The organism is Comamonas sediminis, from assembly GCF_041107495.1.
Lineage (GTDB): Bacteria > Pseudomonadota > Gammaproteobacteria > Burkholderiales > Burkholderiaceae_C > Comamonas > Comamonas sediminis.
In genome coordinates this window covers 252,302-275,531 of sequence record NZ_JBGBDC010000007.1, presented here as the reverse complement: position 1 = coordinate 275,531, position 23,230 = coordinate 252,302, and the positions used below count along the sequence as shown (strand labels likewise).

20 protein-coding genes are annotated in these 23,230 nt (G+C 65.8%); 6 read left to right on the top strand and 14 right to left on the bottom strand.

Going from position 1 to position 23,230, the window contains the following annotated elements; genetic code table 11:
* Positions 1 to 62: 62 nt before the first annotated feature.
* The 6 genes from AB7A72_RS17260 to AB7A72_RS17235 form a co-directional block, all read right to left on the bottom strand.
* Complete coding sequence (locus AB7A72_RS17260) at positions 63 to 692, bottom strand: 4'-phosphopantetheinyl transferase family protein (protein ID WP_369460681.1); 630 nt, start codon at positions 690 to 692, stop codon at positions 63 to 65.
* Complete coding sequence (locus AB7A72_RS17255; protein ID WP_369460680.1) at positions 680 to 4,747, bottom strand: Pls/PosA family non-ribosomal peptide synthetase; 4,068 nt, start codon at positions 4,745 to 4,747, stop codon at positions 680 to 682. The genes AB7A72_RS17260 and AB7A72_RS17255 overlap by 13 nt, the downstream gene beginning before the upstream one ends.
* Before the next feature lie 177 nt (positions 4,748 to 4,924).
* Positions 4,925 to 6,388 (bottom strand): efflux transporter outer membrane subunit, encoded by a 1,464-nt coding sequence (locus AB7A72_RS17250; protein ID WP_369460679.1) that lies wholly within the window; start codon positions 6,386 to 6,388, stop codon positions 4,925 to 4,927.
* Complete coding sequence (locus tag AB7A72_RS17245; protein WP_369460678.1) at positions 6,385 to 7,581, bottom strand: HlyD family secretion protein; 1,197 nt, start codon at positions 7,579 to 7,581, stop codon at positions 6,385 to 6,387. Before AB7A72_RS17245 ends, AB7A72_RS17250 begins: the two co-directional genes overlap by 4 nt.
* Positions 7,582 to 7,620: 39 nt before the next feature.
* Positions 7,621 to 9,285 (bottom strand): MFS transporter, encoded by a 1,665-nt coding sequence (locus AB7A72_RS17240; RefSeq protein WP_312462233.1) that lies wholly within the window; start codon positions 9,283 to 9,285, stop codon positions 7,621 to 7,623.
* Entirely contained in the window at positions 9,282 to 9,866 is a 585-nt protein-coding gene (locus AB7A72_RS17235) for a TetR/AcrR family transcriptional regulator (protein ID WP_369460677.1), read from the bottom strand. The genes AB7A72_RS17240 and AB7A72_RS17235 overlap by 4 nt, the downstream gene beginning before the upstream one ends.
* Before the next feature lie 369 nt (positions 9,867 to 10,235).
* Here AB7A72_RS17235 and AB7A72_RS17230 point away from each other — a divergent pair, with 369 nt between their 5' ends.
* The gene (locus tag AB7A72_RS17230; RefSeq protein ID WP_312525993.1) at positions 10,236 to 10,877 is read left to right on the top strand and encodes a helix-turn-helix transcriptional regulator; all 642 of its coding nucleotides are present in this window, start codon (positions 10,236 to 10,238) and stop codon (positions 10,875 to 10,877) included.
* Positions 10,874 to 12,133 carry a type II toxin-antitoxin system HipA family toxin gene (locus AB7A72_RS17225; RefSeq protein WP_369460676.1) on the top strand — a complete coding sequence of 420 codons (1,260 nt, stop codon included), beginning with the start codon at positions 10,874 to 10,876 and terminating at the stop codon, positions 12,131 to 12,133. Before AB7A72_RS17230 ends, AB7A72_RS17225 begins: the two co-directional genes overlap by 4 nt.
* A 90-nt stretch (positions 12,134 to 12,223) precedes the next feature.
* Here AB7A72_RS17225 and alr read toward each other — a convergent pair whose 3' ends face one another.
* Complete coding sequence (gene alr / locus AB7A72_RS17220; protein ID WP_312462242.1) at positions 12,224 to 13,327, bottom strand: alanine racemase; 1,104 nt, start codon at positions 13,325 to 13,327, stop codon at positions 12,224 to 12,226.
* A 143-nt stretch (positions 13,328 to 13,470) separates the two neighbouring features.
* On the opposite strand from alr, the gene lplT reads away from it, so the two are divergent.
* The 3 genes from lplT to AB7A72_RS17205 all read left to right on the top strand — a co-directional run bounded on the left by lplT (position 13,471) and on the right by AB7A72_RS17205 (position 16,314).
* On the top strand, positions 13,471 to 14,775 hold the full coding sequence (gene lplT / locus AB7A72_RS17215) for a lysophospholipid transporter LplT (protein WP_239810215.1): 1,305 nt from the start codon (positions 13,471 to 13,473) through the stop codon (positions 14,773 to 14,775).
* 137 nt (positions 14,776 to 14,912) lie between these two features.
* Positions 14,913 to 15,764 carry a DMT family transporter gene (locus tag AB7A72_RS17210; protein ID WP_369460675.1) on the top strand — a complete coding sequence of 284 codons (852 nt, stop codon included), beginning with the start codon at positions 14,913 to 14,915 and terminating at the stop codon, positions 15,762 to 15,764.
* A 52-nt stretch (positions 15,765 to 15,816) separates the two neighbouring features.
* Positions 15,817 to 16,314, top strand: a complete 498-nt coding sequence (locus AB7A72_RS17205) for a glutathione peroxidase (RefSeq protein ID WP_230773494.1) — start codon at positions 15,817 to 15,819, stop codon at positions 16,312 to 16,314.
* Positions 16,315 to 16,328: 14 nt separating this feature from the next.
* Here AB7A72_RS17205 and AB7A72_RS17200 read toward each other — a convergent pair whose 3' ends face one another.
* From AB7A72_RS17200 to AB7A72_RS17170, 7 genes are all read right to left on the bottom strand, one after another.
* Positions 16,329 to 16,454 (bottom strand): hypothetical protein, encoded by a 126-nt coding sequence (locus AB7A72_RS17200; RefSeq protein ID WP_269075791.1) that lies wholly within the window; start codon positions 16,452 to 16,454, stop codon positions 16,329 to 16,331.
* 128 nt (positions 16,455 to 16,582) lie between these two features.
* Positions 16,583 to 17,677, bottom strand: a complete 1,095-nt coding sequence (locus AB7A72_RS17195; protein WP_312526003.1) for a ProQ/FINO family protein — start codon at positions 17,675 to 17,677, stop codon at positions 16,583 to 16,585.
* A 240-nt stretch (positions 17,678 to 17,917) separates the two neighbouring features.
* Positions 17,918 to 18,697, bottom strand: coding sequence for an SDR family oxidoreductase (locus tag AB7A72_RS17190; RefSeq protein ID WP_312462249.1), 780 nt, complete (start codon positions 18,695 to 18,697; stop codon positions 17,918 to 17,920).
* A 21-nt stretch (positions 18,698 to 18,718) separates the two neighbouring features.
* Positions 18,719 to 19,753, bottom strand: a complete 1,035-nt coding sequence (locus tag AB7A72_RS17185) for a 2Fe-2S iron-sulfur cluster-binding protein (protein ID WP_369460674.1) — start codon at positions 19,751 to 19,753, stop codon at positions 18,719 to 18,721.
* Positions 19,754 to 19,783: 30 nt separating this feature from the next.
* Positions 19,784 to 20,260: a GlcG/HbpS family heme-binding protein gene (locus AB7A72_RS17180; protein WP_369460673.1), complete on the bottom strand. Its 477-nt coding sequence runs from the start codon at positions 20,258 to 20,260 to the stop codon at positions 19,784 to 19,786.
* Positions 20,261 to 20,284: 24 nt separating this feature from the next.
* Positions 20,285 to 21,742: an aldehyde dehydrogenase family protein gene (locus tag AB7A72_RS17175; RefSeq protein ID WP_312414013.1), complete on the bottom strand. Its 1,458-nt coding sequence runs from the start codon at positions 21,740 to 21,742 to the stop codon at positions 20,285 to 20,287.
* A gap of 91 nt (positions 21,743 to 21,833) precedes the next feature.
* Positions 21,834 to 22,571 carry a TenA family transcriptional regulator gene (locus AB7A72_RS17170; protein WP_230773500.1) on the bottom strand — a complete coding sequence of 246 codons (738 nt, stop codon included), beginning with the start codon at positions 22,569 to 22,571 and terminating at the stop codon, positions 21,834 to 21,836.
* Between the two features lie 300 nt (positions 22,572 to 22,871).
* Between AB7A72_RS17170 and AB7A72_RS17165 the strand changes: the two genes are divergently transcribed.
* Positions 22,872 to 23,228, top strand: a complete 357-nt coding sequence (locus AB7A72_RS17165; RefSeq protein WP_239810211.1) for a 2Fe-2S iron-sulfur cluster-binding protein — start codon at positions 22,872 to 22,874, stop codon at positions 23,226 to 23,228.
* The last annotated feature ends 2 nt before the right edge of the window (positions 23,229 to 23,230 follow it).

Sequence of the window (23,230 nt, the reverse complement as noted above, 5' to 3'; positions counted from 1 at the left end):
TACTTTCTGGTAGCGGCTGCGGTGCAGGCCAGTGTAACGGGGGCGCTAAAGCCAGATGCCGCCTAGACCGACGCGCGCCAGGCCAGTGCCAGGGCGCCTGAATCGCTTGGTAGATCTGCCACCAGAATGCCGGCATTCCAGCCAGGTGGGCGATGATGAACTTCGGTCAACGGCATCCCGGCGCATTTGAGCTGGGCTTCCAGCCGCGCCCATTGCTGCGCAAAGCCGCGCTGCCAGTCCATGCGCTGCAAGCCGGTCAGCGCAGCGGCTGCGTCCGGCTCCAGGTACAGCGCAGCCACCGCTGGCCAGCCAGCGGCATCGATACCCGTGTTTTCATCACCAAGCGGGCCCTGCACATCGATGCCGACGGCGCCCTCTTGCGTACAAGCCCAGACCGCCATCGCATCGGCATAGCTGATGGACAGCTGCCAGGCCGGCAGTACCTGCCCGTTGCGCAGCAGCTGCGGCGCCTGCCCAGCCCGGCGCTGCACCGCCAGTTGCGCCGGTGCACAGCCCAGCTGCGGCGCCAAGGCCTCGCCAATCGCCCGGTACACGGCCTCGCGCATCGCCTCGCGCGGCAGCACACCCGATGCAGCGGCGGCCATCCTCACCGCCTGGGCCCGCACCCGGCCCTGCAGCGCCGGCGGCAAGGCCAGCGGCTGCGGGGTCCCCGTGAGCGCTAGGCCCGCCATGGCGCGGCTGGTGCGCCCTGCCAGCGGCTGCCCGCCGGCAGGCGCTCGCCCTTCATCACCAGGGTCATCGGGCCCAGCTGCACGCCATCGCCCACCTCGGCGCTGTAGAGCACCGTGCAGCGTGCGCCCACCGTCACCCGCTCGCCAATGACCACGTCGTCCACCTTCATCACCCGGTCTTCGAACAAATGGGTTTGCGGGCAGGACAGCGCATTGAGCTCGCTGTGCGCGCCGATGGTCACGCAGTCGTGTTCGGTGATGTCGGTGGTGTCCAGGTAGGCGCTGCTGGCAATCTTGCTGCCCAGCAGGTTCATCGCCAGGTTGAGCCAGGGCGTGCCGCGCAGGTAGCGCAAGAAGTTGGGCACCGCAATGCCTTCGTACATGCTGGTGGTGGCCTCGGACAGCCAGACAAAGGGCGTCCACATCGGCGCGGCCTTTTTGCGGTAGCGCCCCACCAGCAGCCACTTGAACAGCGCCACCGCCCAGAAAGCGACCAGACCGAACACCATGCCGGCAACCGCCAGGTCCAGCACCACCGCACCCCAGCGGCCCGCTGCTGCCAGCGGCATCGCGTCGAGCACGATCGCATAACCGGCCGCAATCACCAGCGCATGGGGCGCGCCAATGCGGAAGGCTTCGACCAGGCCCCGGCCCAGCACGCGGCGGCGCGACGGGGCAAAGGTCAGGTGGGCGGGGTAGCCCTGCACCACTTCGCGCGCGGGCAGGTTGATGGCCGGCGAGCCGATCCAGGTCTGGCCCGCCTGCATGTCGGCATTGCGCGGCACGGCCGACATCACGCCGATCAGCACCCCTTCGGGGATGGTCGAGCCATCGGGCACATAGGCGCCATTGCCGATGAAGCTGCGGCGCGACACCACCGTGGGCTGCACCGTCATGTAGCCGCCATCGATGCGCTCATCGCCCAGCATCACTGCATCGGCCACAAAGCATTCGTCGCCCAGGGTCAGCATATCGGGCACCACGCCCAGCGCAGTCGACAGCTCGGTGCGCTTGCCCACCTTGGCGCCGAGCATGCGGTACCAGCTGGCCGAGAACACCGTGGCATAGATGCCGTGCAAGGTGGCCAGGCTGCCTTCCTGGATCTGGTTGGTGAGCCACTTGCCCAGATAGCGGCCACTGTGCACCGACCAGGTGCCCGGCTGCAGCCGGGGCAGGAACAGGTAGCGGACCAAGGCCGCCACCAGCATCGTGCAAAGCACCAGCACCAGGCTGGCGGGCAGCGCCAGCACAAAGAACTTGAAGAAGCGCAGGATGAAGGCGCCCAGCGCATCGACGGTCCCGTCCTCGAGCAAAGGCCGCACCGAGATCGCGTCCACATCCAGCCAGTCGATCAGCAGGAAGGCCGGGAACACCGGCATGAAGAACAGGGTGGCGATGCTCAGACCGCCCACCGCATAGACCAGCATTTCCCAGACGCGCCAGGCGGCGCTGGGGCGCACGCGCTCAGGCATGCAGCTGGTATCGAAGTCCGACACCGGCTGGGCGGGCGAGCCCGTCCAGACGCTGCGCGCGGGCTGCTGCTGGCCATCGCTGAGGCTGGACTGCCCTTCGAGGTGGGCCCAATCGCCCAGACGGGTATTGCCCTCCAGCACCACATAGGAGCCAATACAGGCCTCGGCGCCGATATCGATGCGGCCCAGCAGCAGCCAGCCGCCTTCGACCCGGGCGTTTTCCAGACTCACCACATTGCCTACGCTGGCACCAGCGCCAATGCGCAGCAGATCGGGGGCGCGCACCGTCATCGAGCCCAGCACCACGTCCTTGCCCACGTTGGCACCCAGGGCCCGCAGCCACAGCGGGAACAGCGAGGAGCCCGAGATCATGCCCACGGGCACGGCCTCGACCAAGCGGTCCGCCAGCCACCAGCGGAAGTAGGTCAGCCCCCACAGCGGGTAGCGACCCGGCTTGAGCCGGCCGGCAATCAGCCACTTGCCGGCCCAGGCCACGGCAAACTCCAGCACCGTGGCCAGCGCAAAGGCCAGTACCGATACCGCAATGGCCACAGCCACCGAGTCGTTCTCGTCACCGGTGAAGAAGTGGTAGGTGAAAAACGGCGCCAGCCACTGCGCCATCTTGACCAGCACCAGAAACGGGATGGCCAGCGCCTGCGCGGCGCCACAGCGCCAGCGGCGCAGCGCCGAATGCTCGCGAAAGGCACGGGGCGCTGCCGCCGGTCCATCGTCCGCCACCATGCCGGCCTGCAGCGCCTCGGCAATCGCGCCCACGCGGCGCTGCTGGTAGATGGTGCTGACGGTGGCCTGTGCAAAGCGCGCATCGGCGCGCAGCATCGACGTCAGCCGCGCGGCAAACAGCGAGTGGCCGCCCAGGTCGCTGAAGAAATCCAGCGAGCGGCGAATGGGTTGGCCGGGGAAGAGCTTCGCCAGCGCGGCAAACAGCACTTCCTCGGCCGGGGTCTCGGCGGTATCAGAGTCGCCGCTGTCCACCGCGGCACTCAGCGCAGCCGCGCGCAGCGCCTTGCGGTCGATCTTGCCCGAGGTCAGACGCGGCATCAGCGCCAGCGCTTCAAAACGGGCCGGCACCATATAGGGCGGCAGGCGCTCGGCCAGCGCGCTGCGCAGCGCTGCATGGCTGGGGGGCGCGTCCAGCGGCACATAAAAGGCCACCAACTGGTCGATGCCATCGTCCTTGCGCAGCAGCACCGCCGTGGTACCCACACCGGGCTGCTGGGCCAGCACCGCCTCGATCTCGCCCAGCTCCACGCGGAAGCCACGGATCTTCACCTGGTCATCGGCCCGGCCCAGGCACTGCATCTGGCCTTTTTCATCGATGCGCGCCAGGTCGCCGGTGCGGTAGAGGCGCGTGTCATGCGGCCCCGCCGGCCAGGGGTTGTCCAAAAACTTCTCGGCCGTCAGCTCCGGCCGGCCCAGGTAGCCCGCAGCCACGCCAGGGCCGGTAATGCACAGCTCGCCCACCTCACCGGCCGGCAAGCCCACCAACTGGGGCGCCGTGCCTGCGGGAAAGCTGTCCGCGTCGATCACCTGCACCACCACCATGCTGTAGTTGGGCAGCGGCGTGCCGATGGTCACGGGCTCACCCGCCTTCAGCTCGGCCAGGCTCGCCGATACGGTGGCCTCGGTCGGCCCATAGGTGTTGAACAGCTGGCGGGGCGCACCGGTGCTGGAGCGGGCCCAGCGGTCGACCAGCGCCTCCGGGCACATCTCGCCACCCAGGTTGATGATGCGCAGGCTGGGCACATCCTGGGCAAACAGCGCCAGCAACGTGGGCACGGCATGCAGCACGGTGACCTGCTGGTCCAGCAAGGCCTGGGGCAGCGCCTCGGGGTCGCCGGCGATCTCGCGCGGCGCAATCCACAAGGTGGCGCCCACCAGGTAGCTGATCCAGATCTCCTCGAACGACATGTCAAAGGCCACCGAGAAGCCCTGGTAGACCTTGTCGCCCAGGCGCACGCCCAGGCGTGCATTCTCGCTGCGCAGAAAGTGGCAGATGCTGCCCTGGTTGATGGCGATGCCCTTGGGCTTGCCGGTCGAACCGCTGGTGTAGATCACATAGGCCGGATCGCCGGGCTGGGCATGGCTGCGCCGCCGCGCCGTGGTGCCAGCGGGCAGATCGGCCAGCAGGTCCACATCGGTCCATAGCGGGCACAACACCTGGGCATCGCGCAGGCCCTGCTGGGGCGTGGCCGCTGCCAGCAGCAGTGCCTTGGCGCCTGCGTCTTCCAGGCAGGTCGCTATGCGCTCGGGGGGTGTTTCGCTGTCAAAGGGCAGCCAGGCAGCGCCTGTTTTGGCAATCGCCAGTTGCAGGCTGAGCAGCGCAATGCCACGTGGCAGCCACAGGCCCACCATGTCACCCGGGCCAATACCGGCCTCGATCAGCCGGTGCGCCGCGCGGCTGGCATCGGCATCGAGCTGGGCATAGGTCAGCTGCCGCGCACCGGCGATCAGTGCGACCTGCTCCGGGTGGGCATAGGCAGTGGCCTCAAATACATCAGCCAGCACCTCATGGCGCAACAGATCAGGGCGCTCGGGCCCCCGCAATACAACAGTCTCAGACATGGCAGCAATACCCGGCAGCTGCAGAAGGCGCACATGCACCGCCTTGCTGCACAAAACGCCCCAGAACGGGGCATTCGCGCATTATGCGGCGGCGCCAGCGCCCGCTGCGGCTGGATCCCCCTGCCACCCCCGGTCTGACGGCTGTGCGCAACGCTTTGTGCAGGGATTAAGCCCCGTCTAATCTGCGGCCGGCTGCGCAGCGGCTGCGGGCAACACGGCATCGGCCGACCAGCCCCCGCCCAGCGCGCGGTACAGCGCAATCTGGTTGTCCAGCCGGCTCTGGCGCAGGTTGACCAGCTCGGTCTCGGCCTGGAACAGGTTGCGCTGGGCGTCGATCTGCTCGAGGTAGGACGCATAGCCCGCCTCATAGCGGTCCTTGGCATAGCCCAGGGTCTGGGCCAGCACGGCGCGGCGGCGCTCGGCTGCCTGCTCCTGCTCGGCCAGGCGCTGCACGCCCACCAGCGCGTTTTCCACATCGCCCAAGGCCGACAGCACCGCGCCCCGGTAGGCGTAGGCGGCCTGGTCACGCTGGGCCGTGGCGGTGCCGTACTGCGCATCAAGCCGGCCGCCATCCAACAGCGGTGCCAGCACGCTGGCGCCCAGGCTCCAGACATTGATGGGGTTGTACTGCAGCGCATTGACAAACAGCCGCCCCGCACTGGCGCTGAGGTTGAGCTGGGGCAGGTAGGCGGCCCGGCTGGCACGCAGGCTGGCATCACTGGCGGCCAGGTTCAGCTCGGCCTGCACCAGGTCAGGCCGGCGGCGCAGCAAGGTTGATGGCAGCGCCGCAGGCACCACCGGCATCTGCAGGCGGGCAAAGCCCTGGCCGTCGGCCGCCTTGGTATCGCGCACGGCGGGCACATCGCCGGCCAGCAGTTGCAGCGCGTTGTACTGGCGCGCAATGGCCAGCTCCAGCGGCGGGATCTGGCCCTGCACTGCCTCGTACTCGGCCTGTGCCTGCGTCACCTGCAGGCGCGAGATATAGCCCACCGATTCCTGGTCCCGGGCCAGCTGCAGCGCGGTGCTGCGGGTCTGCAAGGTCTGGCGCGTCTGGGCCAGTTGTGCCTCGCGGCCCAGCAGATCGACATAGGCCTGGGCCGTGGTGGCCGCCACCGTCAGCGCCACTGCATCCCGGTCGGCCTGGCTGGCACGGTACTGCAGATCGGCTGCGGCACTGCGGTCGCCCAGGCGGCCCCACAGATCGGGTTCCCAGCTGGCCTGCAGCTGGGGCTGAACGGAGCGGCTGGTGGTGATGCCCGAGGCCGTCAAGGTGTGGGTGGCGCCCACATTGGCGCCCAGCGACAGGTTGGGTTGCAGTGCGGCATCGGCCGCCGCGAGCTGGGCGCGCGCAGCCGCCACCCGGGTGCCCGCCACCTGCAGGTTGGCATTGCGCGCCAGCGCGGCCTGCACATAGTGGTTGAGCTGCTCATCGCCAAAGGCCTGCCACCAGGCGGCGGGCACGGCTGCCTCAGGCCCACTGGTGGCCGCGGCCTCGCTCTGCGCCCAGGCGGCGGGCACGGTCACGGCGGCATCGGCAGGCGCCTGGCGCAGCGCCGGTGCGCAACCGGCCAGCAGCAGGGCCAGGCTCAGGGTGGTCAGCGTGGTCCAGGCCGAACCGCGCACTGCCAGAGTGCGGGTCATGGCCGGTCTCCCTGGGCAGCGGCCTTGGCCGCGCGGGTGTCCACCTGCACTTCGACCGACATGCCCGGGCGCAGGCGGGCAGCGAGCGGCTGGTCCGGATCAATCGCAATGCGGATCGGCAGGCGCTGCACGATCTTGATGAAGTTGCCCGAGGCATTGTCGGCCTTGATGACGCTGAATTCCGAGCCGGTCGCCGGTGCCATCTGCTCGATATGGCCACTCAACCGTGCGCCTTCCAGCGCATCGACGTAAAAGCTGGTGGCCTGGCCCTGCTGCATGTGGGCAATCTGGGTTTCCTTGAAGTTGGCTACCACCCACAGCTGCTCGGGCACCAGGAACAGCAGCTGCGTGCCAGCGGCCACATACTGGCCCAGGCGCACTGAGGCCTCGCTGATCTGGCCATCGCGCGGCGCACGCACCACCGTGTTGTCCAGGTCGATCCTGGCCAGGCCCAGCTGGGCTTCGGCGGCCTTCACCTGGGCTTCCAGGCTGGCCCGTGCCACCTGGGTGGATTTGATGCTTTGCTCGCCAATGCGGATGTCGGCCTGCGCCTTTTGCACATTGGCCTTGGCCAACTGGCTGGTGGCGCGCGACTGGTCACGCTCGCGCAGCGACACCGAGCCGCGCGCGGCCAGGTCCTCGACCCGCTGCAGATCGGCCGCCGCACGGCGGGCTTCGGCGTCCACCGCCGACAGGCTGGCCTGGCGTGCGCCCAGGTTGGCGCGGTTTTGCGCCTGAGTCTGGTCCGAGTTGGCCAGCTGCGCGCGGGCATTGTCCAGCTGCGCCTGGGCCTGGGCCACTTTTTCGGCATAGATGCGGTCGTCGATGCGCAGCAGCACATCGCCGCGCTTGACGTGCGCATAGTCCTGCACATTCACCTCGGTCACATAACCGCTGACCTGGGGCGCCAGCACGGTGATCTGGCCGCGCACATAGGCGTTGTCGGTCCGCATCATGTCGGAGGCAAAGGGCGGCAGCTTCCAGGCCCAGAGCACCAGCAGCACGCCGGCCAAGGCGACAACCGCCATCGTCAGCACCGCGCGGCGGCTGGGCCGGATCAGCTTGGCCGTTGGCGATGCCGCAGGCGCAGCGGCGGGCACGGGCGCCGCAGGCGTTGGCGTGGCTTGGGGGGCTGCCGGCTCCGCTGCGGGAGCGGGGGCAGCGTTGGGGGTGGGTTTTTCAGTATCAGCCATTGTTGTTGCTTTGTAGATAGGGATCGAAAAGGGGTGGGATCAGACGGGGGCCGGCAGCTCGCCTCGGCGCCGCGCCAGCCAGGCCAGCATGCGCTGGCGCAGCACGCGGTAGAACGCCCAGGCCAGGAAGGCCAGCGCCATCGCACCAATGACGCGGAACACATCGTTGAAGGCACGCACCGCCGCTTCGCGCCGGATCACCTGCACCAGCTGGGCCTGGCTTTGGGCGCCGCGCTGCACCGGGTCGGTGATCGTGCGGCCCAGGGACTGCGATTGCTGGGCCAGGCGCTGCGCGACCAGCGGGTTGGTCACCGGCATCTCGGCCGCAATCGCCTGGGTATAGAGCTGGGCGCGCTGCTGCTGGATACTGCCCAGCAGCGCCGGGCCGAGCAGGCCGCCCAGGCTTTGGGTCACCGAGAACAGCACGACAAAGGTGACCATGTGGTCCAGCCCCTTGCCCAGCGCGCGCTGGATGCCGATCATCATCACCGGCCCCATGAACAGCGCCGCCGAAAACGCGATCAGGAACTGGCTGAAGAAGAAGTCATGCGGGCGGCTCAGGCTGGTGGAGTGCAGGTCCAGCCATCCGCCCACGCCGATCAGCAGGATCGAGGTCAGGATCTGCGGCAGGATGGCCTGCGCGCTGAAGGTGGCCGCCCCGACGATCACGCCCAGCAGCATGCCGACAAAGATCACGCCGTACAGTGCCTGCAGCTGCTCGGGCACCACGCCCATCGCGCGCAGCAGACCCACCACGCCGTAGTTCTGCTCGGAGATCATGAAACGCATCATGATGGCCCCGGCCATGAAGGTCAGCGTCGTGGGGTGCATCAGCCAGCGCAGCTGGATCAGCGGCGTGCGCCGGCTGTATTCCAGCAGCGCGGCGAGCGCAAACAGCACCACCGAGGCGATCAGCGCATAGGCCAGCCAGGGGGCATTGAACCACCAGGCATTGACGCCCTGGGCCAGCACCGCACACAGCAGGCCCACCGCAGGCGCAACCAGCAGAAAGGTCACAAAGTCCAGCGGCTCGAACACATGGATCTGCAGGCCCCGTGGCAGCTTGAGCACCACCACGGCGGCAAAGGCCATCAGCGCCAGGCCCGCCTCGAACGCATACAGATGGGGCCAGGGATTGACGTTGACCAGCGAGGGCGACAGCACCCAGGCCAGCGGCACGGCGATCGAGGACATGTTCATGCCCAGGATGAAGGCCGAGGGCACCTTGGACGCCGGAAAACCCTGCATCACATACATGACGGCCAGCGACGTGGTGGTGGCCCCGGCAAAACCGGCCACCGCCCGCACGACGATGGACATCGTGTAGCCCTCGACAAACACATGCAGCAGCGCCAGCAGCGCATAGATGCCCAGGCCCCATTCGGCAAACACCCGCAGGCCCAGCTGCTGGCGGCTTTTGAAGACCAGCAGGTTGGCCGTCACATTGACCATCACATAAGCTGCAGGCAGCCAGGCGGCCTCCACTGCGGTCAGGCCCAGTTGGCCCTGGATCGAAGTCAGATTGGCGGTGACCAGGCCATTGCCCAGACCACCGACCAGGCCGACAAACAGGCCCACCATGATGTAGGCAATGCGCCGGGGCAGCGTGTGCTGCAGCCGCGCGGGCGAGCCCGGCAGCACGGGGCGCTCATGCGTCTCCCAATCCGGGGGTTGCTCGACATAGCGAAAGGCAGGCGCGTTCATGCCATCTCCCGGGCATCCACGCGCAGGCCCTCGGTGATCAGCTGCCAGGCGCGGTCGCTCAGCTGTAGGCGCTCAGCCGGTGTGCGGCCCCGCCGCGCCGCACTGAACATGCCGACGATCAGCAGCAAATCAGCGCCTTGCAGATCCTCCCGACAGCGCCCTGCCGCCTTGGCCTGCAGCAATAACGGTGTCACCAGCGCCAACAGACGCGCGCGCAGATCGACGACCAAGGGGTCATCGAGCGGCAGCGAACGCCAGTAATCGGTCAGCGGCACGGTCAGCACCGAGTCATGCGCCCAGAGGCGCAGAAACTCGAACAGCGCATCGGCATCGCCGGTGGCGCTCAAGGCCTGGGCCTTGGCGGCCAGCCGGTCCAAAATATGGATCAGCAAGGCCCGCAGCAGCTCGGACCGGTCCGCAAAATTGCGGTACAGCGTCGTGCGGCTCACCCCCGCCCGCTCGGCCACCGCATCCAAGGCCACCGTCACCCCCTGCTCGGTAAACACATGCAGAGCCGCATCAAGCAACTGGCTGCGATGGGCCAGCGCATCACTGCGGGGTTGGCGTTCTTTGGAGGTCATGGTAAGGAGGCAAAAGCATTAAACGTACAAAACTGTACGCTAATTGCGCGCGGCCTGCACAAACCCTGGTGACGCTAGGGTAAACCCGTGGGTTATTGGCTGCCTATTTTTTGGGCAGTCCACTGGCTAACTTCCTAGAGAACAGCTTGCTGGATGTGCCACCCGAGATCACGCGGCTCTCTGGAGGAAAAGCAGTGAGGCATGATGTAGCCCCATCGAATTATTTATAGATGAATGAAATATGCATAAATGATGATATCTATGTTGCTTTAAGCATCTAGCAAGCAGAAATTGGCCGTATTCCATGCATGTAGAAGTCGAACTAATTCATAGATTTGCTTTTTTCTCGTAAAAGACTAATATCTATGAATGCCTCGCCAAAATACACCGCCCTCTGACTACCCGCAAGCCGTTCTGCAGCAGATCGAAAAGCTGGGGCAGAACATTGCAATCGCCCGTAAGCGCCGGGGAGAGTCGCAGGCGCAATGGGCCAAGCGCCTGGGCATTTCGCAGCCCACGATGGCGCGGATCGAGCGGGGAGATCCGTCGGTGGCAATGGCCTCCTATGTGATGTGCATGTGGCTGATCAATCCAAAGGGCGATTTGGCTGAGCTGATTGCGCCGCAGAACGACCATGCGGCGCTGGAGAGAGAAATTGCTAAGGCTCGTACACAACGCAAATCTGCCGCTCCGCGGAGGAGCGCGCCTCCAGTAATATCACCACAGCCCCCAGCACGAGAGCAGAGCCTAAACGAGCAAAATGTACTGCGCACGTTTCACGAGCATCCAACCTCTCAACTGGCGGCTGCTGTTCAGAACAAGCCTGCAGAGCGGCTTGCAGCTACGGCGCAGAAGCTCGCAATCAACCGCTTAGCAAACGATCTTTCTTCAAATCACCAAGCTTTATTGGCACTTCATGACTCGAAGGCTTTTTCGCGCTTCAAAGAAGCTAGTGATATTGCCTCAGGACTGGCTGCTTTAATGGCTAAAACAGCCCCTAAAAAGCCATGACTGCCGCAGTCTCCCCACGCAACTATGTGTCGCAAGACCAGCTCTATGTCTGGGCCATGGTCAACCCAGCAGCGCCCACCTTGGCGGGCACGGTCAGCCTCTCGCGGTTGGTGGCGGATTGCGCCACGTTCAGCTATGCGCCAGATTGGTGGAACTTTGCGCTCAGCGAGGACCTGCCGTTGGTACAAGGCCAGCTCTTCAGCAATGATGAAAAGCACACAGCGCCCGGCGCCATTGACGATGCCCGGCCTGACCGCTGGGGCGAGCGCATCATCCGCCACATCGACCGGCCTGCACGCCTGTCGATTCTGGAGATGCTGCTCTTTGCCGGAGACGACCGCTTCGGCGCGCTGGGCATCTCCATCTCGGCCGAGCACTATCTGCCGCGCTACATCGGGCCCTATCCGCGGTTGAACGACTTGGCGCAACTCGCTGCCGCCGTAGAAGACGTGCAGACCCAGGTCCCGATCACCCCTGAGATACAGCGGCTGATCCAGCCCGGCGTCACCTTGGGCGGCGCCCGGCCCAAGGCCTTGCTGCAGACCGACAATGGCCCTTGCGTCATCAAGTTCAGCGAGTTGGATGATGCCGTGGATACCCCGCTGATTGAACACGCGACGATGAGGCTGGCCGCACAAGCCGGCATGTACACCGCCAACACGGCGGTGCTGCCTCTGCCACCACGCTATGGCAAAGCACGGCACGCACTCACCGTCGAACGTTTTGACCGCATCGGCCCCTTCCGGGTGCACTGCCAGTCTGCCCATACCGCCCTGCGCGCTGCGGGGCTGGAGATGGGCTACAGCGCCTTGGCAAGCATCCTGCTGCGCCTGGGCCATCCCGAGCGACAAGCCGCCATGCGCGAGGAGTTGTTCAAGCGCATGGTTTTCAACATCCTCATGGACAACACCGACGACCATGAGCGCAACCACTGCATCAGCCTCAATCTGGCGGATGGATATTACGACCTCAGCCCCGCCTACGACGTGGTGCCGAGCCGGCAAAACCTGGGCTACCAAGCCCTCAGCGTGGGAACCATGGGCGCCGAATCCACCTTGGAGAATGCCCTCACCCAGATCAACGAGTACGGCCTTAAAAGGCCGCGCGCCCTGGCGCTGGTGAAAAAGGTGGCAGCGGTCGTCGACCAATGGGCTGTGCATTTTCAGGCGCTGGGCGTCAGCCCGGTGGATATGGAACAGCTCGCAGCCAGCATCGACCGCGACGCGCTCCGGCTGCAAAGGCAGGCATTTCTTTAAAGCCTGCGGGGCTGGCTGAAACCTTCAGAAGCGATGGCGCAGCGCCCTCCCAGCCCAGCCCTTGGAAGATCTGCCTATATTTAAGGCAGCTCAGTGCCCATCCACCACCACCGGCACCCGGGGCGCCACCGCGCACATCAGCTCATAGCCCACGGTGCCGGCGGCGTGTGCCACTTCGTCGATGGCGAGCACGGTGCCATTGGCGGCGCGGCCCCAGAGGGTGACCTCGCTGCCCCAGCCAGCTTGGGGGATGTCCGTGAGATCAACGGTGACCATGTCCATGCTGACCCGGCCGATCAGGCGCGAGCGCTGGCCGTCGACCAGCACGGGGGTGCCGTTGCCGCAGTGGCGGGGGTAGCCGTCGGCATAGCCGCAGGCAACGACACCGATGCGCATGGGCTTGTCGGCGGTAAAGGCCGAGCCATAGCCGACGGTGTCGCCGGGCTGCAGTTCCTGCACGCCGATGACCTTGGCTGACAAGGTCATCGTGGGCTGCAGGCCCCAGTCGTCAGCGGTTTGCAGCGGGTAATCGGGCGCGCTGCCATAGAGCAGGATGCCGCCGCGCACCCAGTCGCCACGCTCGCTCGCCGACATATCAGGATGGCGCAGCAGCGCGGCGCTGTTGCAGATGCTGCGCTCGCCGGGCAGGTCCACAGTGGTCTGGGTGAACAGCGCCAGTGCCGCGCCAATGCCCTTGGCGGTATCGGCATCGCTGAAATGGGTGATGAAGGAGATCTCGTCCACCTGGGGCAGCGCATTGAGGCGCGCCCAGGCCGAGCGGTAGCGCTCGGCGGTGAAGCCCAGGCGGTTCATGCCGGAGTTCATCTTCAGGAACACGCGGTGGGGCTGCTGGGTCTTGTGCGCCGCCAGCCAGTCGATCTGCTGGTCGCAGTGCACCGTGTGCCAGAGGTTCAGGCGCGAGCACAGCTCCAGGTCACGCGCATCAAAGACGCCTTCGAGCAGCAGGATGGGGCCGCGCCAGCCCAGATCACGGATGCGCTGCGCCTCGGACGGCTCCAGCAGCGCAAAGCCATCGGCGGCGCGCATGCCATCAAACACCTGCTCGATACCATGCCCGTAAGCGTTTGCTTTCACGACACACCACAGCTTGGCGTCTTGCGCCGCTTGACGCGCGCGTGCCAGGTTATGTTGCAAGGCAGCGGTATGAATGGTGGCTAGAATGGGGCGCGGCATGGCGAATACTCACAACAAGATGATGAAAAACCCCTAGTATTCTGGCACCGTGCTTTCGCCCCTGCGTGCTATAACCTCGACTCCCTACACGCAGCTTACAAATTTCTCGCGCCATTAGCATCCCTTATTAGCATCCCCAACGAATGAAGCGCGGTTTCTACACCATCATGTCGGCGCAGTTTTTCAGCTCGCTGGCCGACAACGCCCTGTTTGTCGTTGCCGTCGATCTGCTGATCAACGCAGGGGCCGCCGAGTGGCAGCGTGCCGCCCTGGTGCCCATGTTCGCGCTGTTCTACGTGATCCTGGCACCGTTTGTAGGCGCTTTTGCCGATGCCTACCCCAAGGGGCAGGTGATGTTCATCAGCAATGCCATCAAGGTCGTCGGCTGCCTGCTGATGCTGTTTGGCCACCACCCGCTGCTCGCCTATGCAGTCGTCGGCCTGGGCGCAGCAGCCTACTCCCCGGCCAAATACGGCATCCTCACCGAGCTGCTGCCCGCCAGCCAGCTGGTGCGGGCCAATGGCTGGATCGAGGGGCTGACCATTACCTCGATCATCCTGGGTGTGCTGCTGGGTGGCCAGCTGGTGGGCCCCCAGGTCTCGGGCTGGCTGCTGTCTTTTGATCTGCCGCTGATCGACACCCCTATCGACACCCCGTCCGAGGCGGCGATCTGCGTGATCGGGCTGCTGTATGCCGGCGCTGCATGGTTCAACACGCGCATCCCGCGCACGAATACCCAGCTGGTGCCGCTGCGCCAGGACATGAGCCGCAGCATGTTCTCCAACGTCATGGACCTGCTGCCCGACTTCTGGCGCTGCAACAGCCGCCTCTGGCGCGACAAGCTCGGCCAGATCTCGCTGTCGACCACCACCTTGTTCTGGGGCGTGTCGGGCAACCTGCGCTATATCGTGCTGGCCTGGAGCGCGGTAGCGCTGGGCTACAGCACCACCAAGGCCTCGGCGCTCGTCGGCGTGGTGGCGATTGGCACGGCAGTCGGCGCCATTCTGGCCTCGATGCGCATGAAGCTCGACGGCGCCACGCGCGTGATCCCGCTGGGCATTGCGATGGGCCTCCTGGTGGTGTGCATGAACTTTATCCACAGCATCTGGCTGGCGGTGCCTTTCCTGGTCGTGCTGGGGGGCCTGGGCGGCTTCCTGGTGGTGCCGATGAATGCCTTGCTGCAACACCGGGGCCACAACCTGATGGGCTCGGGCCGCTCGATTGCCGTGCAGAACTTCAACGAGCAGGCCTGCATCCTGGGCCTGGGTGTCGTCTACAGCATGTTCACCCGCTTTGGCATGTCGGCCTACGGCGCCATCACCTGCTTTGGTCTGCTGGTGGCCGGCATCATGTGGTGCATCCTGCTGTGGCACCGGCATAATTGCAAACAGCATCCGCAGGAAGTCCAACGGCTGCTGGACATTGCCCGCCACGACCACCACCACTGATGGCCCCAGGCGGTGGGCCCAGCGCCAAGCCACCCGGCTTCTGCACCACCCAAAAATTAGAAAGCTGACAGCGCCTGGGCACCCCAGGCGCGGTTTCCCCTCGCCCCATGCTCACCGCGCTGCCCTTTTTAGCCCTGATGACCAACGCCCTGATCTGGGGCACGATCTGGTGGCCGTTCCGCCAGCTGCAGGCCATGGGGGTGCACCCGGTGCTGGGAACGGCCCTGGTCTACCTGATCCTGTTTTGCGGGCTGCTGCTGGTCAAGCCGGCGGCGGCGGCCATTGCTCGGCGCCACCCGCTGCTGCTACTGCTGGCCTTCACCTCGGGCAGCACCAATGTGCTGTTCAACTGGGCTGCCACCACCGGCGATGTGGTGCGCGTGGTGCTGCTGTTCTATCTGATGCCCGCCTGGTCGGTGCTGCTGGCCTGGTACTTTCTGGGTGAAAAGCCCAACAAGTATTCGATACTGCGCCTGGTGCTGGCCTTCAGCGGCGTGCTGATCGTGATGATTCCGGCCGGCGCTACCTGGCAGAGCCTGACGGCCAACCTCTCGCTGCCCGATGCGCTGGCGATTGTCGGCGGCTTCACCTTTGCCGGCACCAATGTGGTGTTGCGCAGCCAGTACCGCGTGCCGGGGGAGGCGCGCATGCTGGCCATGTTCTTTGGCGGCCTGGTCGCCGCCGGCGCCATGTCGGTGCTGGGCATCTCCCTGGGCCGCATGCCGCCTGTTCCCGATATCGCCTGGGGCTGGCCGCTGATGGTGCTGGTCGTCGCCGTGCTGATCATGCTGAGCAACTGGACCTTGCAATACGGAGCCTCGCGCCTGGCCGCCACCACCGCTGCGGTGGTGATGCTGTCCGAGGTGGTGTTTGCCAGCGCGTCCAATGTGCTGATCGAGGGCACGGTGCTCTCGGGCCGCCTGCTGCTGGGCGGCGCGCTGGTGCTGTCGGCCTCGCTGATCGCGGCGCTGGAGTCGCGACTGCCCTGAGTGGCGCTGAAGGCGGCTCACTGAAGGCAGGATAGCGACTAAGATAGCCGCCATGCCCGCAACCCCGCACACGATCCAGGACTTTGTTCTCCACGATGCCAGCGCCCAGCCGCTGCCGCTGTCGCGCTATGCCGGCCAGGTGGTGCTGGTGGTCAACACGGCCACGGCCTGCGGTTTCACGCCGCAGCTCAAAGGGCTGGAGGCCTTGCAGCAGCAGTACGGCGCCCAGGGCCTGCAGGTGCTGGGGGTGCCGTGCAACCAGTTTGGTGCGCAGGCATCGGGCAGCAATGCCGAGATTGCGCAGTTTTGCGAGCTGAACTACCAGACCAGCTTTCCCAGCCTGGCCAAGGTGGAAGTGAACGGCCCGCACACCGACCCCTTGTTTGCCTGGCTCAAGGCGCAGGCGCCGGGCATCCTGGGTGGGCGGATTCTGTGGAACTTCACCAAGTTTCTGGTGGCGCGTGATGGCCGCACGGTGCAGCGCTTTGCACCGATGACCAAACCCGCCAAGCTGGCAGCGGCTATCGAAAAGGCCTTGGCTGCTTCTTAAATACCAAACGGCGCTCAGTCCATCAACGCCGTCTCCAGCCCGGCTGCAATGCTGGCCAGGCCCGCAATCACACAGACCGCACCCCAGAACTTGCGCAGCCAGCGGCGCTTGGTGGTGCTTGTGGTGGTATCGGGCTTCATGGCGGTCTCCTTGCCAGGTCTCAGACGGTCAGTGTAAGCAGCGGCTGATCGGCGATCAAGCCAGCACATAAAAAAAGCTGTCCACGCTTTTAGAGCGCGGGCAGCTTTTTACTGGGCGAAGGCCGGATTTATTCAGCAGCAGCGCTGTCGTCGGCCTTGGCGGCGGCCGGCTCGGCCACCTCGTCCTCGTCCGCCGCTTCGGGGGCCGCGGGGGCAGCGGCAGGGCGTGCAGCAATCGCCTTGGTCTGGGCGGCGCGGTGCAGGTGGCGCTCGACCGCAGCCGGGTGCATGCCGTACATGTCGGCAAACTCGGCCACGCTCTTGCCGCTGGCAGCATGGGCGGTCGCCAGCGCCTCGGCCTTGGCGTCGAACTCGGCCACTTCCTGCATGGCAGCAGCGAGCATCGCCTGGGTTGCTTCATCCTTGACCTGGACCTTGGCCAGGAAGTCGTCGCGGCTCAGGTCGGAAGCGATGTAGGCCATGCCGATGCGGCGGCGCAGCTTGAGCTGCAGGTCTTCGCCGTCGCGCGGCTTGCGTCGGCGGAAGGACTCCACCAGCGCATGGAACACGTGCTCAGGCGCCATCGCCTCGACCACCTGGCCCTGCAGGTCATGGCGGGGCTGGCCCATTGCCACGGCGTTCAGGTAGCGGGTCGAACGGGTATGCAGGCCCAGGGCCACCTTCAGCTCGCTCTTCTCGAACGCGTCGGGGTGGGCGGCCATCAGGTCCTGGAACACACCGCGCTTGAGCGGCAGCGGCTGGTCACCAAACAGCGCCGGGTACAGACCTGCGAGCTTTTCCACCACCGGGTGGCGTGGGCGGGGAGGCGCCTTGGGCGCAGCGGGGGCTGCCTGGCCACCGTCACGGCGCGGGCCACGGCCACCAGCACCCTGGCCTTCGCGGCGTGCGCCATTGCCGGGCTTGTTGCTGCGGCGGGGGGCCTGGCCGCTGCGAGCGGGGCGCTCACTGCGCGCCTGGCGCTGCACGGGTGCGGCATCTGCCTCGACCGGTGCAGGCGCCGCTGCCACTTCCAGCGCATGGCCCTTGGTGGCCGCACGCAGCGCATCGGCCATCGCCGAGTTCAGCACCGGCGCTGCGCCTGCAGGGCGCTCGCGGCGCTCCTGCTTGGGCTGGCGACGCGTATCACCGCCCGCTGCGGGCGCTGCCGCAGCTGGTGCCGGTGCGGAAGCATCAGAAGAGGTGGGGAGGGTCGGTTCGGTCATAAACAGAGGCTGGCACAGAAAAAAGTGCAGACCCGCCAAGAGCAGCTGCACCGGTAAAAAGCAAAACGCCCTGGATTACCCAAGGCAAGGCTGCAAGTATAACGAATCAAGCCCATCACCAAGTAAGCAGCTGCACACCGCAGCAGGGCTTTAACGGCGGGAGCGGCCAGGGTGCAGGGCGGCGTGGCGCGGCCACGCCAAGGCCTGCGGTAACGGCATCGCCGCTGGCACTGCCCATCGTCAATAGGTCCCCGGGTACTCGCCGCCGTCGATCAGCCAGCTCTGCCCGGTCACATAGCCGGTGTGCCGCGATGCCAGGTAGGCGATCAGCGCGCCCACCTCCTCGGGCTGGCCAAAGCGGCCTGCCGGATTGGCGGCCTCGCGGCTCTGGCGCACCTGGGCCGGCGAGCGGCCGCTTTGCTGGGCGAGCTTGTCGATGTGGCGGGTCTGCGCATCGGTGTCGAACGCGCCGGGCAGCACATTGTTGATGGTGACGTTGTGGCGCACCGTCTGGCGCGCCAGACCCGCCACAAAGCCGACCAGGCCCGAGCGCGCGCCGTTGGACAGCCCCAGCTCGGCATGCGCGGCCTTGACGCTGCGCGAAACGATATTGATGATGCGCCCGTAGCCGCGCTGCTGCATGCCATCGACCACGCGGCGCATCATGTCGATGGGGCCGACCATCATCATGTCCAGCGCCTCGTGCCAGGTCTCGTCGCTCCAGTCGCGGAAGTCGCCGGGCGGGTAGCCGTCGGAGTTGTTGACCAGAATGTCCGGCTGCGGGCAGGCGGCCAGCGCAGCTTCGCGTCCGGCCTTCCTCGTGATGTCGGCCACCACATAGCGCACCGGGCGGCCACACTCGGCCGACAAGGCCTGCGCCGCTGCCTGCAAGCTGCTTTCGGTGCGCGCGGCAATCACCACCTCTACCCCTTCGAGCGCCAGCTGGCGCGCCGCTGCATAGCCCATGCCCTTGCTGCCGCCCCAGACCAGCGCGGCCTTGCCCGTCAATCCCAGATCCATGGTGTTGTTCCTTAGCTCCGCTTAGTTTTGCTCACTGAGTTCGGCCACGGCGGCCGCTTCGTTCTGGAAGATGAAGCTGTCACTGTAGATCTTGTCCAGCGCCGCACCCGACAGGGCCATCAGCGCCTTGGCATCGGCAATCATATGGGGCGAGCCACACAGATAGATCGAATGCTCGGACAGGTCCTCGAAGTCCTCGGCGATGGCGTCCTGCACATAGCCGCGCCGGCCGGTCCAGCGATCGGACGGGCGCGAGAGCACCGGCACAAAAGTGAATTCATACAACTGCCCGGCCCAGGCCGCAATCTCGTCGAGCAGGTACAGATCCGCCTCGCTGCGCATGCCCCAGTAGAAGTGGATCGGCGGGCAATCCGCATCGCCCAGCAGCGATTCCAGAATCGCCTTGATCGGCGCAAAGCCGGTGCCGGTGGCGGCAAACACCATTGGCTGGTAGTCCTGCGCGCGGTAGTAAAAGCTGCCGTGGGGCAGTTCCACCTCCAGCGTATCGCCGACCGCCATCGTCGCCAGCAGGCCATCGGTAAAGCGCCCGCCGGCAATCTTGCGGATCTGCAGGCTGATGCGCCGGCCCTGCGGCGGCGTGGCCATCGAGAAGCTGCGGTGCTCGCCGCCGGGCAGGCAGATGTTCAGGTACTGGCCCGGCACATAGCGCAGGCCGTGGTCCTCGGGCAGGTCCAGCGCCAGGTGGTAGATATCGGGCGTGTGCATGCGCAGCTCGGCCACGGTGGCCTGCACCCGGATGGGTGCAGAGCTGTCCGGCCCCGCCGCGATGCTGATCACCAGATCGGACTGCGCCCGCGCCTGGCAGGCCAGCGCATAGCCCTGGGCATGTTCCTCCTCGCTCATGGCCAGCGGCAGCTCGCCATCGGCATAGGCAAACGCGCCCGCTTCCACCTTCATGCGGCAGGTGCCGCAGCCGCCAAAGGTACATTCATGGGGCAGCGCCACGCCCTGGCGCGTGGCGGCATCGAGCACCGACTCATCGGCACCCACGTCAAACGATTGCTGCGTCTGCAGCCACTGTACGCGGTAGTTCATCGCAGACCTCAGCTCGGTTGTCCCTGGCGCTTATTTCTTGATGTCGGCTTGTACCAGCACATCGGCTGCGGCGCCCAGGTGGTCTTTCAAGGCTTGCAAGGCGGCCACGCCACAGGCGGTGTCCTGCTCGCCATTGCCGCCCGACAGGCCCACGCCGCCAATCACCTGGCCATTGACGACGATGGGGTAGCCGCCGACGAAGACCGCAAACTTGCCTTCAAAGCTCCACTGGATGCCAAAGGCCTCGTTGCCCGGCAGCGCTGGCCCATTGGGCAAGGTATTGAACAGGTGCGTGGAGCGCTTGTGCCCCGCTGCGGTGAAGGCCTTGTTCCAGGCGATCTGCGGGCCGGTGACGCGGGCACCATCCATGCGTTCGAGCACCAGCGGAAAGCCGCCTTCGTCGGTGATGCAGACCGTCTCGGTCACGCCGATTTCCTTGGCTTTGGCCAGCGCGGCCAGGGACATCACACGGGCTTCCGCCAGTTCCAGTTTCAGTGCGCTTTTCATCGTGTTTCCTCTTGCTGTCAGGGGTCAGATACCGCGGTAGACGGTCTTGATCTGGGTAAAGAATTCCAGGCCGGCGCGGCCCGATTCGCGGAAGGTGGAGGTGCTGGAGTTCTTCAGCCCGCCAAAGGGGGCGTTGACCAGGTTGCCGGTGGTCGTGCGGTTGATCTTGACGGTGCCCGCCTGGATCTCGTTGGTGAACACATGCATGTAGCGCGGGTTCATCGTGACGATGCTGGCCGACAGCCCGTACTGCGAGTCGTTGGCCTGGCGCAGCGCGTCGTCAAAATCGGCCACTTCGATGATCGCCAGCACCGGTCCGAAGATCTCTTCCTGCGCAATGCGCATGCTGTTCTTCACATCGGTGAACACCGCTGGCGACAGGTAGTAGCCATGGTCGAACTCGCCACCGGTCAGCCGCTCGCCGCCGCACAGCCAGCGCGCCTCGCTCTTGCCGATGTCGATGTAGCGCTGCACGGTCTGCAGCTGCTTTTCGGTGGCCAGCGGGCCCAGGTCCATGCCCGGGGCCATGCCGTTGCCGATCTTGAGCTGGGCCACGCGCGTCAGCAGCTTGTCGGTAAAGGCCGCCTTCACGCTGGGCACCACCAGGATGCGGCTGGTGCCGGTGCAGGCCTGGCCGGTCAGCGAGAAACCGCCCTTGATTGCCAGGTCCACCGCCAGGTTGAGGTCGGCGTCCTCCATCACGATCAAAGGGTTCTTGCCGCCCAGCTCCATCTGCAGCCGGGTCGAGAGGTGCACGGTGCGGTGGATCTGGGTGCCGGCCGTCGTCGAGCCGGTGAACGAAATCGCGCGGATGGCCTGCGAATTGGTGATCACCGGCCCCACCTCGCCCGCGCGGCCGGTGACGCAGTTGACCACGCCTGCGGGCACGCCCGCCTTCTCCAGCGCCTCGACCAGGCGCAGCCCCGACAGCGGCGCATCCGACGAGGGCTTGAACACCACCGTGTTGCCGGTGATCAGCGCAGGCGCCAGCTTGCGCGCCGGGATGGAGGCGGGAAAGTTCCAGGGCGAGATCACCGTCACCACGCCCAGCGGCTCGCGGTGGCTGAACACATGCATATTGGCATCGTCCTGCGGGTAGGTCTCGCCGCCCAGGGTCTGGCCTTCGGTGGCATAGAAACGAAAGGTCTGCGCGCTGCGCAGAAACTCGTCGCGCGCCTGGCTCAGCTGCTTGCCCTCCTCGCGGGTCAGCTCCTGCGCAAACTGCTCCACGTTCTGCTCCAGATAACTGGCCGCGTCGTTGAGGATCTTGGCGCGCTTGCCAATGGGCAGCTTGCGCCAGCCATCAAAGGCTTTTTGCGCCGCCTGCACGGCCGCCTCGGCATCGGCCGGGCCTGACGCCTGAAAACGCCCCACCACATCACGGGTATCGGCGGGGTTGAGGTTGTCAAAGGTGCTGCCAAGCAGGCAAGGCACCCAGGCGCCGTCGATATAGTTCAGAAACGTTTGCACGGTGTCAGCCATGGTGGAGAGGGTCTTGGAGAGGTGGAGGTCAGTCACAGCGGCGGCCGCCAGCGGCCCGCCGCTGCGCGGGGCAAGTGGGGGTCGGCAACGCTCAGGCGGCCAGCAGCTCTTCCTGCGAGATCTGCAGGTCCTTGGCGACGTAGTCGTGGTAGAGCGCCGTCGTGTAGAGCAGGCGCATCTGGGCACCGATCTCGCAGATGCGCAGGCACTTGGCTTGCAGCTCGGGCGTGTTGGCATGCTCCAGCACGATCTGGTAGCCGCGCTCGCCATGGATTTCGTCAGAGACGATGTGCAGGTCAAAGAACTCGACCTCTTCATCGGTAAAGCCGTACTTGTCACGCAGGGTGGGTGTCTGCTTGCGGTAGATCGATGGCACCTGCGACTCCAGGCCCACGACCAGACCGGCCACCGCGACCACCGGGTCTTCGCGCATCGCAATCGAATAGCACCAGGCCTGCAGGCCACGCGTGGTGGGCGACATGTTGTTGGGGTCCACCACACGCTCACGCGTCGTGCCGCAGGCCTCGGCAAAGCGGATCAGCAGATCGGTATGGCGGTCGCCACCAATCTCTTCCTCATACATATTGGCCAGCAGGAAGTCCTTGGCCTCCGTCATATGGTCCGGCGTGCGGGCATACAGATAGGCCAGGTAGTCGGCAAACGGGCCCACATAGTGGTAGTGGTTCTCGGCCCAGCGCGCCAGGTGCTCACGGCTCAGGCGGCCGGTCGCCCAGGCCACGCTGAAAGGGGCCTTGTTGGCGCTTTTGCCCTTGATCGCATTCTCAAGCGCAGCGCGGAATTCGTCGCGGTTCATCAGTGTTTGGGTCATGGCGGGTTCCTCTGAAATGTTGGGGTGTCGCCAAGTCAAACCGATCCAAGCGACGAAGTTAGAATACTGTATACAGAAAACATGGTCAATGTTTTCGCATCCAACTCGCCCCTAGTGCTTACCCCTATCGCTGGTGAATTTCAAAGTCTTCGATCGTCACCTAACAATCACAAGCCATTGATATTCATTCATCCGCAAGTGCCAGAGCCAAGCCAAAATTCCCCCTGCATCACGTTATCCCTAATACATCCACAACATTCATTTGTATACAGTATACGAAATTGCAATGCGGAGGATGCCATGCCCCAGATCACCTTTCACAAGAACGGCCAGACCTTCCACGGCGAGGTCAAGAGCGGCGCCAACCTGGTCGTGCGCGCGGGGATCAAGCAGTTCCCCTTCCCCCACCTGGCCTACCAATGCGGCATGGGCAAGTGCGCAACCTGCGCCTGCAAGGTGCTGGCCGGGGCCGAGCACCTGCCGGCGCCGAACTGGAAGGAAAAGAAGCAGCTGGGCGCCCACCTGGACGAGGGCTTTCGCCTGGTCTGCCAGCTCTGGCCGGAGCACGACCTAGAGCTGGCGCAAGTGCCGCTGCCGGCCGCCCCTGCCAGCAATACCCACCCCGCAGGCACAGCGCCCGCCACCCCTGCTGCCTGAGG

What these genes read in the sequence shown, in the direction of transcription:
- AB7A72_RS17260 (WP_369460681.1), bottom strand. Translation starts at nt 692, where the DNA reads ATGGCGGGCCTAGCGCTCACGGGGACCCCGCAGCCGCTGGCCTTGCCG.
- AB7A72_RS17255 (WP_369460680.1), bottom strand. Translation starts at nt 4,747, where the DNA reads ATGTCTGAGACTGTTGTATTGCGGGGGCCCGAGCGCCCTGATCTGTTG.
- AB7A72_RS17250 (WP_369460679.1), bottom strand. Translation starts at nt 6,388, where the DNA reads ATGACCCGCACTCTGGCAGTGCGCGGTTCGGCCTGGACCACGCTGACC.
- AB7A72_RS17245 (WP_369460678.1), bottom strand. Translation starts at nt 7,581, where the DNA reads ATGGCTGATACTGAAAAACCCACCCCCAACGCTGCCCCCGCTCCCGCA.
- AB7A72_RS17240 (WP_312462233.1), bottom strand. Translation starts at nt 9,285, where the DNA reads ATGAACGCGCCTGCCTTTCGCTATGTCGAGCAACCCCCGGATTGGGAG.
- AB7A72_RS17235 (WP_369460677.1), bottom strand. Translation starts at nt 9,866, where the DNA reads ATGACCTCCAAAGAACGCCAACCCCGCAGTGATGCGCTGGCCCATCGC.
- AB7A72_RS17230 (WP_312525993.1), top strand. Translation starts at nt 10,236, where the DNA reads ATGCCTCGCCAAAATACACCGCCCTCTGACTACCCGCAAGCCGTTCTG.
- AB7A72_RS17225 (WP_369460676.1), top strand. Translation starts at nt 10,874, where the DNA reads ATGACTGCCGCAGTCTCCCCACGCAACTATGTGTCGCAAGACCAGCTC.
- alr (WP_312462242.1), bottom strand. Translation starts at nt 13,327, where the DNA reads ATGCCGCGCCCCATTCTAGCCACCATTCATACCGCTGCCTTGCAACAT.
- lplT (WP_239810215.1), top strand. Translation starts at nt 13,471, where the DNA reads ATGAAGCGCGGTTTCTACACCATCATGTCGGCGCAGTTTTTCAGCTCG.
- AB7A72_RS17210 (WP_369460675.1), top strand. Translation starts at nt 14,913, where the DNA reads ATGACCAACGCCCTGATCTGGGGCACGATCTGGTGGCCGTTCCGCCAG.
- AB7A72_RS17205 (WP_230773494.1), top strand. Translation starts at nt 15,817, where the DNA reads ATGCCCGCAACCCCGCACACGATCCAGGACTTTGTTCTCCACGATGCC.
- AB7A72_RS17200 (WP_269075791.1), bottom strand. Translation starts at nt 16,454, where the DNA reads ATGAAGCCCGATACCACCACAAGCACCACCAAGCGCCGCTGGCTGCGC.
- AB7A72_RS17195 (WP_312526003.1), bottom strand. Translation starts at nt 17,677, where the DNA reads ATGACCGAACCGACCCTCCCCACCTCTTCTGATGCTTCCGCACCGGCA.
- AB7A72_RS17190 (WP_312462249.1), bottom strand. Translation starts at nt 18,697, where the DNA reads ATGGATCTGGGATTGACGGGCAAGGCCGCGCTGGTCTGGGGCGGCAGC.
- AB7A72_RS17185 (WP_369460674.1), bottom strand. Translation starts at nt 19,753, where the DNA reads ATGAACTACCGCGTACAGTGGCTGCAGACGCAGCAATCGTTTGACGTG.
- AB7A72_RS17180 (WP_369460673.1), bottom strand. Translation starts at nt 20,260, where the DNA reads ATGAAAAGCGCACTGAAACTGGAACTGGCGGAAGCCCGTGTGATGTCC.
- AB7A72_RS17175 (WP_312414013.1), bottom strand. Translation starts at nt 21,742, where the DNA reads ATGGCTGACACCGTGCAAACGTTTCTGAACTATATCGACGGCGCCTGG.
- AB7A72_RS17170 (WP_230773500.1), bottom strand. Translation starts at nt 22,571, where the DNA reads ATGACCCAAACACTGATGAACCGCGACGAATTCCGCGCTGCGCTTGAG.
- AB7A72_RS17165 (WP_239810211.1), top strand. Translation starts at nt 22,872, where the DNA reads ATGCCCCAGATCACCTTTCACAAGAACGGCCAGACCTTCCACGGCGAG.